We start from the raw sequence: 15,414 nt of genomic DNA on the forward strand, positions 1-15,414 counted from the left end.
TATCTAGAAATATAGTAGTATTCTTCCCCTGCTCCTCTTTCACCTAGCTTTTTTCGGCAAAACCTGAGATTCTCCTGACGGGGGATTGAGTTTGTTCGCGGTCGTCGGCTAAATTAGAGTAAAGTTACAAAATGTAAAGAAGTATCATCTTTTTTGTGACTCTTTACAATAAAACCATTTAGTTTGTGTTCAAATTTGAGATTTATATAGAATTGTCCATGCAGTGTTCTATTTGGCGACGATTACTGGTAAGCGTATTTGCATTCTTTTTGGCTGGCGCAGTTTGGTTGATATCCGCTCCTGTAGCCCTTGCCTACAACAATCCTGAACTACTTCCCGATCAACCGACGCCAATTATAGATTTAGCAAAATCGCTCACGAGCGTTCAGGAAGAGCGATTAGCACAAGAACTTGAAGAATTTGAAGCCGAAACTGGGTGGAAACTCCGCGTTTTGACACAGTACGATCGCACGCCAGGCACAGCGGTCAAAGATTTTTGGAATTTAGATGAAAAAAGTGTTTTAGTTGTTGCCGATTCGCGTGGGGGAAACATTCTCAACTTTAATGTAGGCGATGCAGTCTATCAGCTACTACCTCGGACGTTTTGGGTAGAATTGCAAACGCGCTTTGGTAATTTGTATTTTGTCCGCGAAGAGGGAGAAGACCAAGCGATTATTCAATCGATCGAGTCGGTTGAAGCATGTTTGCGCCAAGGGGGTTGTCGCGTTGTTCCTGGATTACCGCGCGAACAGTGGATTTTGACCTTGATTACTTCGGTGATTGGAGGAGTCGTTTGTGGCTTGGCGGCGCAACCTCGACGCCCTGGACAAATATTTGCTTGGCAATGGGCTTTAATTTTTTCACCACTTTGGGGAATTTTATTTATTGCCTTTGGGATTGGTCCGGTTGTCACGCGTACTTCTGAGTGGCTACCTTTGGTACGCAACATTGCAGGATTTCTCATTGGCGCTTTGGTAGCTTATTTGTCTCCGGTGCTCAATCGTTCTTCAGCATCAGAAACATAAGCGACGCTTTTTTTACCATCTTTCTGCATCTTGCGGGTAGGAGGCGCGGGGTCTACGACGCGGGGATGGACGCGATCGCCCTCGACTCTCGCGCAAACGGCGACTCATTTCCACAAAGACGTTCTTTTGTAAGTAAGGATAGTCACTTATCCAAAGGTTACGGCTCGGAATGTAAATATCTGTCACTTTAGCAATGCTACTTAGATCCGAGCGAGTCGAAAGCACAACCATTTCTGCGATTTGATTTGGGACAACATCTTGGTGAGAGCGGCGTAGAGGAACTTGGATTTGAGTTGTAAATCCGGTTTCATCGCCAACTTCTACATTAAGTCGCCGTTCGCGGTTTTCGACAATGACCAAGTCGCCTTTGTCGTTAACAGTTTCTTCTGTACCAATTAATTCTTCGGTGATGTAGACATCCAAAACGCGTCCGCGCAGAAAACCGCTGTAGGGATATTTACGATATTCGGTGTTACGTAAACTTGCCCATAAAACAGGTCCCCATAACCAATAAAGTCCAGCGATCGCGCCTACCGGAAAGAGAATTATGCCAAATCCTTCACCGACAATCAGTCGCACAATCCAAACAGCAACAACACTGACAACTGAAATCAGCAGTCGCTTCAAGAAATCAGGAAATTTGCCCCAATAATATTTGTACTGATCGCCAGTTGCAATGCGGGGAATCAGTTGTTCAAATTTTTGGCGCGTGAGTGGAACTAACATGAGGGGTAAGGAGTGAAGGAAGATATGTAATTACAGTATCTTTTCTAAGCCATAGACTAGCGATTTAAGTTGCGTGACTTTACGAATTGCCAACAAAACTCCAGGCATATAACAAGCGCGATCGCTCGTATCATGGCGTAAAGTATAAATTTGTCCTGGTGCGCCAAAAATCACTTCTTGGTGAGCAACCAGTCCAGGAAGACGTACACTATGAATTCTAATACCTTCATCGGCAACACTGCCTCTTGCTCCTGGTAGCTTTTCGGTTTCTTCTACGCTGGGGGGATTGTATGTTTTACCCATTTCTGCAAGCATCTGCGCAGTTTGAATCGCGGTTCCACTCGGCGCATCGGCTTTTTGATTGTGATGCAGTTCAATAATTTCTACATGGTCAAAATATTGCGATGCTCTGACGGCGGCTTCTTGAAGTAACACTATACCAATTGAGAAATTCGGAATTATTAAACAGCCAGTACTTGCTTTATCCGCGAATTCGGCTAAGTCTTGAATTTGCTCAACACTTAATCCTGTTGTTCCCACAACTGGACGAATACCATAGGCGATCGCCGCGCGAATATTGTCATACACGCTATTCGGATGCGTAAAATCTACCATCACCCCTAATTGCCTTTCTTGCGTTGCCAGGGCTAGCGTAGGTTCTAATTGATCGGTAATCGGTACTTCTAGCGGTTCGCTTAATCCTGCGACTTCTCCTGCATCTTTACCATTGTATTCAGGATTGCGATCTACTGCACCCAGTAAAACCATGTCGCTTGCTTGCGAGACGGCTTTAACAACTTCACGACCCATTTTGCCAGCAGCACCATTCACCACTACTGGAATCGGAGCTTGATTTACCATGCGCTCAATTTGGACTCATCAACCGCATTTTAGATCAATCAAGGCGATGCGAACCGATTTTAAGTTGTAAACTTGCAAGCTCGACAATAAAAAACCAGATTTTCCTACTACATTTACTACTAAAGCTACTATAATTAATATATATTCATAAAATGATTATTTAACTCACAAGCAATTCCCAAGTCTAAATAAAACAGAAATTAAAAGAGATTGTCGATGCTTTAAGACAGCTACAGCAATTTTTAGAAACTTATAAAACTATCTTCTTATCCTTTCTTTGAGACCTTAGTGGTTTGTTAAATCTTCAAAACAAAACATAAATTAACTTTTGATCGTCTTAGATATAATAATTAACTTTACCTTGCGAAATTTTAGCCAGTGTGAATTATGTGAAAGAACCATAGAAAAACTAACCGTTCATCACCTAATTCCTCGACAGAAAAAAGGTCATCATGGACCCAAAATTAATATATGTACTGCGTGCCACAAACAAATTCATACGTTATTTGATAATACGCGTTTAGCCCAAGAGCTAAATTCGCTAGAAAAGCTGAAAAATGAGCCCCAAATGAGCAAGTTTTTGGCTTGGGTATGCAAGCAAGACCCGAATAGACGCGTCAAAAGTGCGCGAAAGCGAAGATAGACGCATCATCAAGCTACCATCCCCACGTTCCTGGACCGCCTTTAAATGGACCTACGATATCACTGGTAATCCAACCACCGTAGAAGTTTCCTGGTTGGGGTTGTACTTTTTCACCATTGACATAGCAAGCATCCATCAAGTGTGGATAGAAAGCGACATAATCTTTAATTCCAGCAAAAGCAGGGGTTGGGTTAGGATAAAACCACGCGGCGTTGGGAACTTGCTTGTCTCCTACAGCAACGGTGTAATAGCCTGCAACTCCTTTCCACTCACAAAAGCTAGATTGCGGAGTACGGATGAGGTACTCCATTTTGATATCACTCGGTGGGATGTAATAAACAGGTGGATGGCTTGTTTCTAGTACTCGTTTGGCATGGTGGGTATCGGCGATCGCAATTTCATTAAAAATCACCTGAATATGCTTGTCGGTATCTTCTAAGCGCGGTGGACGGGGATAATCCCATACTGATTCTTGTCCAGGACCTGGTTGAATGCGATCGCGGTTAACCATGTTTAGCTCTTGAGCATTTAGCAATTAGCTCTACTTTAGCAGCTAAAACCTGCTAGGATTAAGTCTTCCAGTACTCGGTCGCGATTGTGTATTACTGCGGGCGGGAACGCCACCGCTGAGGCGAGAAGCATTACCTCCATCAGCGCGATCGAGGAAAGGTCTTAAGTCAATACTACGTGCCGAACGTCGATTGTTACCACCAAGAACTGAACGTCCTAGGTTCAATAACTGGTCGAGTTCGTTGCCACGATTGGTATAAGTATAAACGCCTGTTGTCTGTTGACCGCTATCGGCGATCGTCAAGTTTTCAAAGACGCGATCGCGCGTTAAGATCGGGTCTTGTCCAGGCGGTACGGTAAACACAATTCGACACGAAGGAACTCGTTGCGTGATCACGCAGACTGTATTGTAATTATTCTCTACGCCTGTTGTGAGTTCTAGTAAACCATCAGGACGATAAGCTTCTAAGCGACGGCTAATTTCTTCACAACGCCGTTGTTCGCTCCAACCGCCACCTAAGGCTGTCGGAGTAGCCCAGGGGAAAAAGCGGTTTGGCTGACTTTCAGGCTGATACATGACGGTATACTGACCGTTATTCAATTGACACGTAAACCGCGTACCTGTTGTCACGTTAGGGACTGTCGAACCATTCGGCGGTGTTGTTCCGGGAACGGGCGGTAGTGGCTCGGTATCAACAACAACAGGTGGTACTGTAGGATTCACCTGCGCAATCCAGTTGTAATGTGGCGCAGCCATAACGCTATTACCCAGTAACGCGGTTGCTACCCCAACAGACAAACCAATACTTCGCCAAGCAAATTGCAATTGTGGTGACATAAGCGACTCCTCGATTGTAAAAAGAGAGGGGCTAGAGACAGTGACGGGTGGTTAGTGGCTAGTGCGTGAGTTTTGAATTGGTAATTGAAACTCCCCTGCACCTGTGCACCCTTACTCTTTATTTACCGTTGATGCTTTTTCCGTTCAGATTGTTTCGCTTGTAGCAATTTTTCTACCCTTTGTTTGATTTCGTTGTGTCGGGCGACACCTTCGTAAGCGTAGCGGTTGTAACCATGTCGTTGAATAATCGATTCAAGGTAGCGGATGCGATCGCTTGTGGGGGGGTGTGAAGATAACCACGTAAAGGGCGTTTTTGTTTCTTCTTTTTGAAGTGTCACCATCAAGTTACGCAAGCCATCCGCAGCATAACCTGTCGAGGCTAGAAGTCGCGTCCCTAAAACGTCAGCTTGCTGTTCCATTTCACGGCTGTAATTGAGGGAAACCAAATTTGCTACAGTACCGCCGTAGGGGAAAAATTGCGTGACATTCGCAACAAGATTCCCTTCAGCGACTAGCTGAAAACCATGCGACAAAACAGCGTGTGCTAATTCATGCGCTAGTAGCCCTGCTAATTCTGCCTCAGAGTTAGCACTTGTAATTGCCCCAGCATTAATAAACACCTTACCGCCTGGTAGCGCAAAAGCGTTTAAATCTTTATCTAAAACGACGTAGAATTCGTATTTAAAATCATTGCGCCCAGCCACCTGCGCGAGTCTTTGTCCGATTTCATTGACATAATCGACAACTGCTTTATCGGTGACAATTTCTAGCTGTTCCCGCGCTTGGTTCGCGACGGATTCCCCAACCGCTGATTCGCCGCGTAGTAGCATTGTCGTAGTTTGCACTGCTGAAAAGGGACCTAAGAGATTACCTGTGAGCGCGTAGCCTAAGGCACCTGTTAAGATATTGGCGATCGTATTGCCTGTTAGCTCTGCGCGCAAGTGCCTTTGATATCGTTCTAAGTGAGTATCCGCAAGCTGAATAAATTCGTTCGCCTGCTGGGCGTTTGAACTTCTAAGTAAAGCAAATTGACGCGCGGCGAGGGATGCTTCTATCCATTGTTTGGATTCAGCAAGTGCGGTAACTTTGGCTTTGACTAAATCGGGTTGTTCCGGATAAAGCGTGACAGCGCGTTCTAAGACGGCGATCGCTTCTTTATTGTGGTCAAATTTTTGCAATGCTTCCGCTAATCGCAGATGACCAGGAATAAACTCTGGATATTGCTCGACTAATAACCGCAAAGGTACCATCATTCGGGAAGCAACTTTTTTGTGTTGAAAAGCTGCTTCAGCTTCGCGCCAGTAAACTTTCCCTGCTGGTGGAAGTTGTGCAGGATCGACAATTGCAGGTGGACGCTGAATAACATCGGCTGAGCCTGTCGCAAATGGTGCTTTGACTTCGCGATATATTTTTTCGGCGGCGGCGAATTGTCCTCCTAAATACAAGCGATCGGCTTCGATCAATTTTTGCTGACGCGCAATTTCTTCTGGACTTAGTTTGACGGCAGCATTAAGTTTATCTACAATTTCTTGTATAGAGGCAGGTTGTTTGCTCTGGGGTGTGGCATTCTCAGGCTGGATCGCTTCTCCTTCAACAGGAACAACGATCGCACTAGGACTAGAGTCTTTGACAGGTTCAGCTAAAACAATTGACGTTCCAGCAGAAAATAGAACTGCGTTTAAGCTGAGCAACAGTGAGTTCCAGATCGGTTTCATAGGTGGAAAGCTCAATTGCTGGTTGAGTTTATTCTCAGTTTAGGCAATTTTCTTTGGATGTGAGTTACTAGTCACTCGTCGTAGTATTTAGGTTGAGGGGAAAAGAAACCTCCTGTGAGTAGCCCCGTAGAAAGTTGTCAGGCATTTGTGATTTGTGTAGGAAGTCTCAAGGAAAAAATTCAAGGCGCAAGTTTGACTAGTGGTTTTTTCTATGCCTAAGAGACTTTTGCTTGAATATTGACTATTTTCGCTCTCGGTTGCTCGCTGCTTTCCTTTTTAATATTGATTGCTATGGGTCGGCTCTATTTTTTAATAGATAAAAACTACTATATTTGTCGTCAAAATACTGTTTTTATCTAAACAACTGGCAGCTTAATTTATATAAAAATCTTTGCAAGAGTGCTAGAATTATACTGTGTTTCCTGCGAAACCTCTAAAATTTAAACGCTTCATACGTGACTAAACTAAGGAGATTTTCTGTCACTTTGCTTAACCTATGCGCTGTAAATCTATTTCAAACACTTATAATTTTAACAAGTTTTTCTAATGACAAAAATATAGAAAATCTTAAGATATAATACTTCGGTCTTGGGATCTGATCTGATGAAGCTCTTTTCTGCTTTTATAGTAAAAAACTTGTGAAATTGCTTTTTGTGTCAACTAAACTTGTCCTTGGTCATCAGGACAAGAATTTCGCATGTTTGCGTTGCGAAATTTGTTTAAAAAGTCTAAAAAATTACTTAAAATTGAGGAAGTTTTGACATAAATGTGCGAGAACTCGAATCGGTATGGTAGTAGGCTGCTCGCTGCTTTACCGAGTGAAGATTATCAGCGACTTGCGCCCCATCTAGAACCTGTTTCGCTACCTTTTCAAAGAGTCCTGCACAATGCAGGGGAAGTCATTGCGGATATCTATTTTCCCACCACCGCCATGATTTCCGCCGTCTCGATTATGCAAGATGGTTCGATCATCGAAGTCGGGATAGTTGCTAAAGAAGGTATGGTAGGTATTCCTGTGTGCTGGGGGGATGATACAGCAGTTCATCAAACTGTAGTGCAGATTCCAGGTGAGGCGCTGAAAATGAAAGCAGAGATTCTCAAAGAAGAGTTTTACCGAGGTGGTGCGTTACAAAAACTCTTGCTACGTTATACGCAAGCACTGTACACGCAAGCGGGACAATCTGCGGCTTGTAATCGGTTGCATACATTAGAGGAAAGGCTTTCGCGATGGTTACTCACAGTCAGCGATCGCGTCGAATCAGAAGAATTACCGTTAACGCAAGAATTCATTGCGCAAATGCTAGGGACGCGTCGCAGTGGGGTTACAGTAGCTGCAAGTACGCTGAGTCGAGCGGGAATGATTCGTTATAGTCGTGGCAAAATCAATATTACCGACCGAGAAGCACTCGAATTAACCGCTTGTGAGTGTTATCAAGTACTTAAGACAGAATATCAGCGATTACTTGGTTCTTAGAACAGCTAGCTTGCCCAAGCACTTTTATTCGAGTTTTCTGATATGTTCGGAACCGTACAGATAAACTCGGACTCGTTTGCGTATGCTGGTTGTGGTACAAATTTTTAGTTAACTCAGTCATTGTGCATCAAGGGTGCTTCTATCAATTATTGTCGTTCGTCTGCCAAACAAAAAGGATTAGCATGAATGAGTCAACAAACTCTGCGAACAATAGTAACGATGATGCTCACCAAAAGGCTATTGAACAATTGTGGGGAGATAGTTTGAGAAAACTGACACCAAAACAGCGTCAGTTAGTCATTGAGATTCTGAAGAACATGAAAAAAAGAGAATGTCACGCTGTCTTCTCGCTCTAACTCAATTTAAATGAGTTACTGTATCAAATTTTGCAAAGTTGGTTTCAGTAAATTGTTTTCCTAAGGGCAGTGAGGAGACAATTCCTGAGTAGATAACATGTGTAAAATCATACATTGAAGCAAACTATTGTTGTATAATTGCACTGAGTAACGATTCCGCATCAAACCGGACAACATCTGTGCAAGGGAGATTTGTCTCGGCTTGAACTTGCGCGATCGCGGATTTGGCAGTTGATTCATCTAAATGTGCAGTATTGAGGGCGATTCCCACAACCTTTACAGGTGCAAACGCACCAGCAGCAGTAGCAACGCTTTCGTAGAGTTTGATGACTTCCGATAATGGTGGAATTGGGACGTGAGGATGATTGCGTACGTGCGCTTGTCCGGCACGATGCACTAAAATTAAGTGCGTTGGTTGCGTACCGCGAATCAGTGGTAACGTTGCCGTTGAACCAGGATGCAACAGCGAACCTTGTCCTTCGATAAATAACATATCGTTATCTGCACCGTAGCGTAAAACAAGTTGTTCGACAGCACCCGCCGCAAAATCGACGCGTACCGCATCTAAGGGAATACCATCACCAGAAATCATTATTCCAGCTTGTCCTGTGGCGAGGAATTTAGAACGCAATCCTTGTTTTTTCGCGACGGCGTTGAGTTCTAAACTTGCAGACATTTTACCAACCGCCATATCTGTACCCACAGTTAACACGCGGCGACACGAGAGCGATCGCGCTTTACCACTCCCAATAGTTAAATTGGGGGGTTCTTGACGCACATCCCAGATCGATTGTCCTTCACGCAAGTGCGATCGCAATTCTGGAATTGTGGCAAGTGGCGTGTGCAATCCATTAACGACAGATAATCCGGCGGTAACGGCGCATTTTATCTCCTGCAACCATGCTTGCGGTAAAACACCACCAGATGGGGCAATACCAATCGTCAGTACATTTGGAGTATAAGCTAATGCATCATTAACCGACGCAACGATCGGGATATCACTGGCGATCCCTGTTAATGCAGATAAAGATTCCCCAGCGCAATCTTTGTCGATGACAGCAACGACAGGAGATTCACTATAGCGCAAAAGTGCTAACCCTGTTTTACCGTTACCATTACCGCGAATTCCCTCGTGTAGCAAAATTGCGATTCGTTGATTAGCTGCAAGCTGCACTGCGTTCTACTCCTAATCCAGGTTTGTGATTTGGCATAACTCGCCCTTTATTGAGTGTTACACCGCTAAAGGGATCGTCAATTAAATTCATATGACTATCTAAATCTAAATAATCTGCTAGAGGTGCAAGTTGTGCGGCGGCGGTATTGGCAAGCGCACTATCCGAATAGCAACCAAACATGATTTGCAACCCATACGCGCGTGCGGTGTGTACCATGCGAATTGCTTCGGTTAAGCCTCCAGCTTTCATTAGTTTGATATTAATGCCATCAACGCCACGTGCAAGTTGGGGAATATCAGCGCTAGTATGACAGCTTTCATCGACAAAAATGGGCAACGGCGATCGCTTTTTTAATTCTTTTAATTGTTCTTCTGCGCCTTGTGGTAGGGGTTGTTCGACGTACTTAACACCTGCATCGGCTAACCAAGCACACATTGCGATCGCATCTTCGAGATTCCACCCTCCATTTGCGTCTACAAAGATATCTTGTGTTGTTGCTGCTTCTTTTACTGCTGAGAACATGGCGCGGTCTGCGGCGATACCTGCGGGATTACCTAGTTTAACTTTAATGACGCGTATGTCGGCAAATTGTAGCCAATCGCGCACTCGCGTTTGCGCGCCTTCTGGAGAATTAATTCCAATTGTGACAGAGGTGGGAACGATGCGCGAGCAATCTAATCCCCAAATTTGCCATAAGGGTAAGTTGACGCACTTACCAAACCAGTCGTGTAACGCCATATCTATTGCTGCTTTTGCTGCTGAAGGTAGTTGAGTGTTATGGAGTAGCGTTTCAATTTGTTGGCGCTGCCAAGGATTATATGCTTCTAATTGGGGAATGATTTGCTGTAGTGCTTGTTGGAGAATTTCTGTAGATTGTCGGTAGTTTCCTAAGGAAAACGGCGATGCTTCTCCCCAGCCAACGATGCGATCGTGTTCTAGCTTAATCCACAAGTTTGTTGTTTGGGCTGTTGTTCCTCGACTAATTGTTAGGGGAAAGCGTTTGTTTATGGTGAAGGTTTCAAGTTCGATTCGCATGGGGTACGTTTTTACAAACCACAAAGGACACAAAGAACACAAAGATAGAAGTAGGAATGGGGAGGTCTTTATATATATGTTAAAGTTTTGATTGTTAATTTAAGATTTGGGAGTTTATGGGTTTAAGGAAATGGAGAATTTTGAGTTCTAGGATGGTGGTTGATAATCAATGGTGTAAAGTCCGTCAAGATGAAATTGAGTTACCTAATGGGAAGATCGTTGATGACTATTTTATTAATATTCGCCTTGATGTCGCTTTGATTTTACCGATTACCTGCGATCGAGAAATTGTCTTTGTTCGTCAATATCGACATGGTGCAGGTGAGATTTTACTAGAACTTCCTGCGGGAACGTTTGATAATCAAATAGAAGATCCTCAAGTTGCCGCATTGCGCGAATTAAGAGAAGAAACAGGATACACCGCAAAAACAGCAATACCACTCGGAATTCTTTACGACAATCCTGTGAAAGACTCGAACAAAATTCATTTATTTCTAGCAACAGATGTAAAAAAACTAGGTCAACAAGAATTAGATTCTACAGAAGAAATAGAAGTCGTCCTTGTTCCAGTCTCCAAAGTTCTAGAAAAAATAGCATCCAACGAAATCAACGTCGCCGGAACTGTATCCGCTATCTTTATGGGCTTAAACTACCTAAATAACGTGCAGTCAAGTCATCAAAATTAATTAAGTAATATTTTAATAATACAAGAAACATAGATAATTTCTCCTCTGCTTCCCCTGCGTCCTCTGCCCCTCTGCGTCCTCTGCGCCTCTGCCCCTCTACCTTCCCCTAACGCCGCCACTGTTGCAAAATATAATCATAAAAACTTGACTTATCAACTTTATCCATTGCCCAGATTTTACGCCCCCCAGGTGTGATTTTTGTTCGCCCCTGACTCGCACCAGTTGTTATAATTTCGGTTTCCCATTCGCGCAATTCGTAAAACTCTGGATGCGCGAGATAGGCTGTTGCTAAGACATCCCAAAAATAATAATCTTGTGGAATTACCAAGGCGTAACATTGTCCTGCTAAATCGGATAGCGGATACTGGCGTTGTTTGCCCATTTGATAGACGATTTCTGATGTTACGGGAACCGTATTCGTTAAATCTAACGGACAGATGATAATTTCAATTTGAGTTTGCCAGACTCGCGCTGCCGAAACTGGGTCCCAATATACATTCCACTCTGCTGAGCCATCTTGTCCAGCTTCTAAGCTTTTCTCCACATTTCCAGGAACATTCAACGCCCCACCCATCCAGACAATTTTGGCAATTTTTGCCTCGATTTCTGGCGCGGTATCTAAAGCAACGGCAACTGTTGTGAGTGGACCTGTTACCATCAGCGTTACTGGTTCAGGTGCCTCTAGTAGCACCCGTACCATAAATTCTTGCCCAGTTTCTGAAACCAAAGGCGATCGCACTTCGCTTTGATTGAGAATTGGCAGGTGATCGACGATGAATGAATCGCGGCGATAAAGTCGCGGGAAAGGATTGATACCGCGTACGGTGCTTTCGGCTACTGGAATGTCAAATCGTCCCATCAAATCAAGAATTTTGCGCGTCGCGCTAACAGCAGGTTGTGCGTAACAATCCGCCGGAGTCACGACAACGCCTAAAGGTTGTATCCGATCCATCGTCATCAGCAGCATTGTTGCGAGATAATCATCAACACCACCATCGTGGTCCATGAGTACGAGTTGTTTGGACATAGTTAGGGAGAATTTATGGATGAATTTATGACAGCTGCGATCGCCGAAGCAAAACAAGGACGAGATGAAGGTGGTATCCCCATCGGTTCGGTACTAGTCAAAGACGGAAAAGTTCTCGGTAGAGGACATAATAAGCGCGTTCAAGACGGCGATCCAGTGACTCATGCAGAAATTGATTGTCTGCGCAATGCTGGTAGAATCGGCACCTATCGAGGTACAACGTTGTATTCTACTTTGATGCCTTGCTATCTTTGTGCAGGTGCCGTTGTTCAATTTGGAATCAAAAAAGTCATTGCGGGCGAATCAGAAACTTTTTCTGGTGCTAAAGAATTCATGGAGTCTCATGGAGTGGAAGTCATTGACTTAGATTTAGATGAATGCAAAAAATTAATGCAAGAATTCATTCGAGAAAATCCTCAATTATGGAATGAGGATATTGGAAAATAGGAGTTAGGGATAAAAGTTATTACTCTCCGTAGGAACTACCCGTGACTTTGCCACGAAAGACGATATATTGATATAAGTTGTAGAATAACATGACGGGAATTAGGAAGCCGATAAATATAATCATAATAACGAGAGAACTTGGATCGGCTGCGGCTTGGTAAATTGTGATTTCAGTAGGAATAATGTAAGGAAATACAACTAAAGCTAGTCCAATAAATGTCAGCACAAACAGTAAGATAGTCCAGACAAAAGGAGCGCGTTCTTCTTTACGGTTTAAACTTTGGAGGAGTTGCCAAATCAGCCACACTCCGAGTAAAGGAATAATAGCAAAAACATAAACTAAAGGTTGCTGAAATAAGCGCTCTCTCGCGCTTACGTAAAATATTGGTGTAGTGATTGTAATTAAAATTGCACCAATTAATGTCGTCCAAGCAGCAATTTTAGCAGTTTTGTAATGCGTTTCTTGAAGTTCTCCTTCGGTTTTCCAAACAAGGTACGTTGAACCAATCAAGACATAGCCTTGAATGAGTGTTAATGCAACTAAGACTGATTGCCAGCTAAACCAATCCCAAGTACTGCCAATGAAGTGTCCTGATTCATCGACTTTGATGCCTTTTAATACACTACCAAGGGCAAACCCTTGACTCAGTGCCGCAATAAAACTTCCTGCACCAAAGGCAATATTCCAAAAAAACTTACGCTTAGATAACTCGCGAAATTCAAACGCTACTCCGCGAAAAATAAATCCAAAGACCATTGCAATAATTGGGATATAAAGTGCATTGAGAATCGTGCCGTAAGCAAGGGGAAACGCACCAAATAACCCACCACCCATTAGTACTAACCAAGTTTCGTTCGCATCCCAAATATTACTTAAGCTAGTCATTAATAGTCCTCGCCGTTCCTCGTCTGAAGACGTCAGCGACAAAATTCCCACTCCTAAATCGAATCCGTCAAGCACGACGTAGAGGAAGAGAAATAATGCTAAGATAGCAAACCACACTTGAGGTAAAAAATACTCTAGTGTCTCCATAAGTTTAGGTTTATGTAAGTGTTACTTTTCTCTGTGAAGAGTGGTAATGGGTAACGGGTAATCGGTAGTATAAAGCGATCGCCAATTACCTGTTACCATTTACCAAGTTACTGCTCTGCTTCAACAGGGCGTTCGTCAGGCACAAATCTACCAGGTTTTGTATCAATTGCCGGTTTGGTAATTTTTAATTCAGGTATTGGTAATTCTAAGTTTGGTCCGCGGCGGATAATGCGACTACCAAAGTACAACGCAGCGATAAATAGTATGGTGTAGACAGTAGCAAAACTGACAAGCGAAACTAAAACATTACTTGCAGGAAGAGGAGAAGCCGCATCGACGGTGCGAATTTGTCCGTACAATGTCCAAGGTTGACGACCGACACAACGCACAATCCAACCAGATTCTACCGCGATGTATCCTAGCGGTGCAGCAAAAATCCAACCAAGCATCAGTAATCGCTGCTGGCTAATGTTTTCTGGCGATAGTTTACCGCGCAGCCACTGCAAGGTACTAAACAGCATCAATCCTGCGAAGAAAAAGCCGATCGCAATCATTGTGCGGAAAGCATAATAAATTAGACCAACCAAATGCGGACGATCTTCGGGTTTCCACTCGCTTAAGCCGCGTATTGGTTCCGACAGATTTTTCTTGAATTCGAGAATGTAGCCTAAGGCATTGGGAATCGCGATCTCCCAGTCGTTTCTTTCAGCTTTGTCGTTAGGTAATGCGAGTAAACTCCAATCTGCGGGTTGTCCGGCGGGAGTGGTTTTCCACTGGGCTTCCATCGCCGCCAGTTTCGAGGGTTGGTAGTGATATACTTGTTCGCCGCTTAAGTGTCCGATGTAAATTTGTAAGGGGGCGACGGCGATCGCAGCTGCTAAAACAATTTTCAACGACTTGGCAAAAAACGCGCTGTGGCGATTGTTGAGAATGTACCAAGCACTAATTCCCCCAATGACAAATAGCGAAGTCTCTAGCGTCGCAAAAAACATATGCAGTACGCTATTTACCATAAATGGATTGAGAATCGCTTGAAAGTAATCGTGGACAATAAATTTGCCATCCACCATTTCTCCACCCGCTGGTGTCTGCATCCAAGAATTGGCAGTCAAAATCCATAACGTGGATAAGTTAGCACCGACGGCAACAAGAATTGTCGAAAGAAAGTGAACGATCGGATTAACGCGTTCCCAGCCAAACAACATAATCCCTAAAAATGCTGCCTCTAGCATAAATGCCCAGGAAGCTTCAAATCCAATCACACTCCCGAAAAAGTTACCAACAGCTTCGGAAAACGGCGCCCAGTTCGTACCAAACTGAAATTCCATTGGAATACCCGTAGCAACACCGATGCCAAAATTGAGTACGTAAAACTTTGACCAAAAGCGTGCGTGGTAATAATAGTCAGGATTGCGCGTTTTGAGCCACAAGCCCTCGACGATGACGAGATATATTCCCATACCTGTGGTGAGGACGGGCCATAACATATGAAATATCGCCGTAAGCGCAAATTGCATTCGCGACAGCGCTACAGTGTTAGATAACAAGTCCATGTTTGGCATCCCCTGATTAATAACTATAAGTCTTATACAAAGAACGCAAAGATTACTTTAGTTTTATAAGGAAATTTTAAGCTCATGAATTGCAATGCTCGGTCATAAATCATTAGTAATGGTACTGAAGTAGCTTTGAATAGCTTTTATAGTGAAATCCATTCTTTTTAAATCTATAAACTCCTTAAAATATCGAAACATTACTCAGGTCAATAGTTGAAATAATTCAAAAATAGTTACAATTTTAGCTAGATTGTTCCATCCTCAAAACACCTCTGACGTATTAGCCATTTTTATCTACTATTTTTAT

The 15,414-nt window shown here is 43.5% G+C and carries 16 protein-coding genes; 6 read left to right on the plus strand and 10 right to left on the minus strand.

All coding sequences use genetic code 11. The features are described from left to right. Positions 1 to 218: 218 nt before the first annotated feature. Positions 219 to 1,025 carry a TPM domain-containing protein gene (locus B1A85_RS02080; protein WP_104545264.1) on the plus strand — a complete coding sequence of 269 codons (807 nt, stop codon included), beginning with the start codon at positions 219 to 221 and terminating at the stop codon, positions 1,023 to 1,025. A gap of 12 nt (positions 1,026 to 1,037) precedes the next feature. Here B1A85_RS02080 and B1A85_RS02085 read toward each other — a convergent pair whose 3' ends face one another. Both B1A85_RS02085 and dapB read right to left on the minus strand, forming a co-directional pair. Then, complete coding sequence (locus B1A85_RS02085) at positions 1,038 to 1,751, minus strand: phosphate ABC transporter permease (protein WP_104545265.1); 714 nt, start codon at positions 1,749 to 1,751, stop codon at positions 1,038 to 1,040. Between the two features lie 30 nt (positions 1,752 to 1,781). Continuing rightward, positions 1,782 to 2,612 carry a 4-hydroxy-tetrahydrodipicolinate reductase gene (gene dapB, locus B1A85_RS02090; RefSeq protein ID WP_104545266.1) on the minus strand — a complete coding sequence of 277 codons (831 nt, stop codon included), beginning with the start codon at positions 2,610 to 2,612 and terminating at the stop codon, positions 1,782 to 1,784. A gap of 349 nt (positions 2,613 to 2,961) precedes the next feature. Here dapB and B1A85_RS25900 point away from each other — a divergent pair, with 349 nt between their 5' ends. Further along, positions 2,962 to 3,255 carry an HNH endonuclease gene (locus B1A85_RS25900; protein ID WP_371681630.1) on the plus strand — a complete coding sequence of 98 codons (294 nt, stop codon included), beginning with the start codon at positions 2,962 to 2,964 and terminating at the stop codon, positions 3,253 to 3,255. A 13-nt stretch (positions 3,256 to 3,268) separates the two neighbouring features. Here the strand turns inward: B1A85_RS25900 and B1A85_RS02100 are convergent, their stop codons facing one another. The 3 genes from B1A85_RS02100 to B1A85_RS02110 all read right to left on the minus strand — a co-directional run bounded on the left by B1A85_RS02100 (position 3,269) and on the right by B1A85_RS02110 (position 6,318). Continuing rightward, a complete protein-coding gene (locus tag B1A85_RS02100) occupies positions 3,269 to 3,766 on the minus strand; it encodes a DUF427 domain-containing protein (protein WP_104545267.1) in 498 nt (165 codons plus the stop codon). Positions 3,767 to 3,808: 42 nt separating this feature from the next. Continuing rightward, positions 3,809 to 4,603: a COP23 domain-containing protein gene (locus B1A85_RS02105; RefSeq protein WP_104545268.1), complete on the minus strand. Its 795-nt coding sequence runs from the start codon at positions 4,601 to 4,603 to the stop codon at positions 3,809 to 3,811. Positions 4,604 to 4,725: 122 nt separating this feature from the next. Further along, positions 4,726 to 6,318 carry a M48 family metallopeptidase gene (locus B1A85_RS02110; RefSeq protein WP_104545269.1) on the minus strand — a complete coding sequence of 531 codons (1,593 nt, stop codon included), beginning with the start codon at positions 6,316 to 6,318 and terminating at the stop codon, positions 4,726 to 4,728. Between the two features lie 766 nt (positions 6,319 to 7,084). On the opposite strand from B1A85_RS02110, the gene B1A85_RS02115 reads away from it, so the two are divergent. Beyond that, positions 7,085 to 7,792 carry a Crp/Fnr family transcriptional regulator gene (locus B1A85_RS02115; RefSeq protein WP_104545270.1) on the plus strand — a complete coding sequence of 236 codons (708 nt, stop codon included), beginning with the start codon at positions 7,085 to 7,087 and terminating at the stop codon, positions 7,790 to 7,792. 182 nt (positions 7,793 to 7,974) lie between these two features. Beyond that, positions 7,975 to 8,148 (plus strand): hypothetical protein, encoded by a 174-nt coding sequence (locus B1A85_RS23800; RefSeq protein ID WP_168192330.1) that lies wholly within the window; start codon positions 7,975 to 7,977, stop codon positions 8,146 to 8,148. A 124-nt stretch (positions 8,149 to 8,272) separates the two neighbouring features. Here the strand turns inward: B1A85_RS23800 and B1A85_RS02120 are convergent, their stop codons facing one another. Then, on the minus strand, positions 8,273 to 9,322 hold the full coding sequence (locus tag B1A85_RS02120) for a DUF1611 domain-containing protein (RefSeq protein ID WP_104545271.1): 1,050 nt from the start codon (positions 9,320 to 9,322) through the stop codon (positions 8,273 to 8,275). Further along, the gene (locus tag B1A85_RS02125) at positions 9,306 to 10,358 is read right to left on the minus strand and encodes a dipeptide epimerase (protein ID WP_104545272.1); all 1,053 of its coding nucleotides are present in this window, start codon (positions 10,356 to 10,358) and stop codon (positions 9,306 to 9,308) included. The genes B1A85_RS02120 and B1A85_RS02125 overlap by 17 nt, the downstream gene beginning before the upstream one ends. A 116-nt stretch (positions 10,359 to 10,474) precedes the next feature. Here B1A85_RS02125 and B1A85_RS02130 point away from each other — a divergent pair, with 116 nt between their 5' ends. Next, positions 10,475 to 11,044, plus strand: coding sequence for an NUDIX hydrolase (locus B1A85_RS02130; protein WP_104545273.1), 570 nt, complete (start codon positions 10,475 to 10,477; stop codon positions 11,042 to 11,044). A 106-nt stretch (positions 11,045 to 11,150) separates the two neighbouring features. Here the strand turns inward: B1A85_RS02130 and B1A85_RS02135 are convergent, their stop codons facing one another. After that, positions 11,151 to 12,071, minus strand: coding sequence for a nucleoside hydrolase (locus B1A85_RS02135; protein WP_104545274.1), 921 nt, complete (start codon positions 12,069 to 12,071; stop codon positions 11,151 to 11,153). Between the two features lie 15 nt (positions 12,072 to 12,086). Between B1A85_RS02135 and B1A85_RS02140 the strand changes: the two genes are divergently transcribed. After that, positions 12,087 to 12,518, plus strand: coding sequence for a nucleoside deaminase (locus B1A85_RS02140; RefSeq protein ID WP_104545275.1), 432 nt, complete (start codon positions 12,087 to 12,089; stop codon positions 12,516 to 12,518). Positions 12,519 to 12,537: 19 nt separating this feature from the next. Here the strand turns inward: B1A85_RS02140 and cydB are convergent, their stop codons facing one another. Continuing rightward, a complete protein-coding gene (gene cydB, locus B1A85_RS02145; RefSeq protein ID WP_104545276.1) occupies positions 12,538 to 13,551 on the minus strand; it encodes a cytochrome d ubiquinol oxidase subunit II in 1,014 nt (337 codons plus the stop codon). Between the two features lie 107 nt (positions 13,552 to 13,658). Continuing rightward, positions 13,659 to 15,104 carry a cytochrome ubiquinol oxidase subunit I gene (locus tag B1A85_RS02150; RefSeq protein ID WP_104545277.1) on the minus strand — a complete coding sequence of 482 codons (1,446 nt, stop codon included), beginning with the start codon at positions 15,102 to 15,104 and terminating at the stop codon, positions 13,659 to 13,661. Positions 15,105 to 15,414: the final 310 nt, after the last annotated feature.

Source organism: Chroococcidiopsis sp. TS-821 (assembly GCF_002939305.1).
Taxonomy (GTDB): Bacteria; Cyanobacteriota; Cyanobacteriia; order Cyanobacteriales; family Chroococcidiopsidaceae; genus Chroogloeocystis.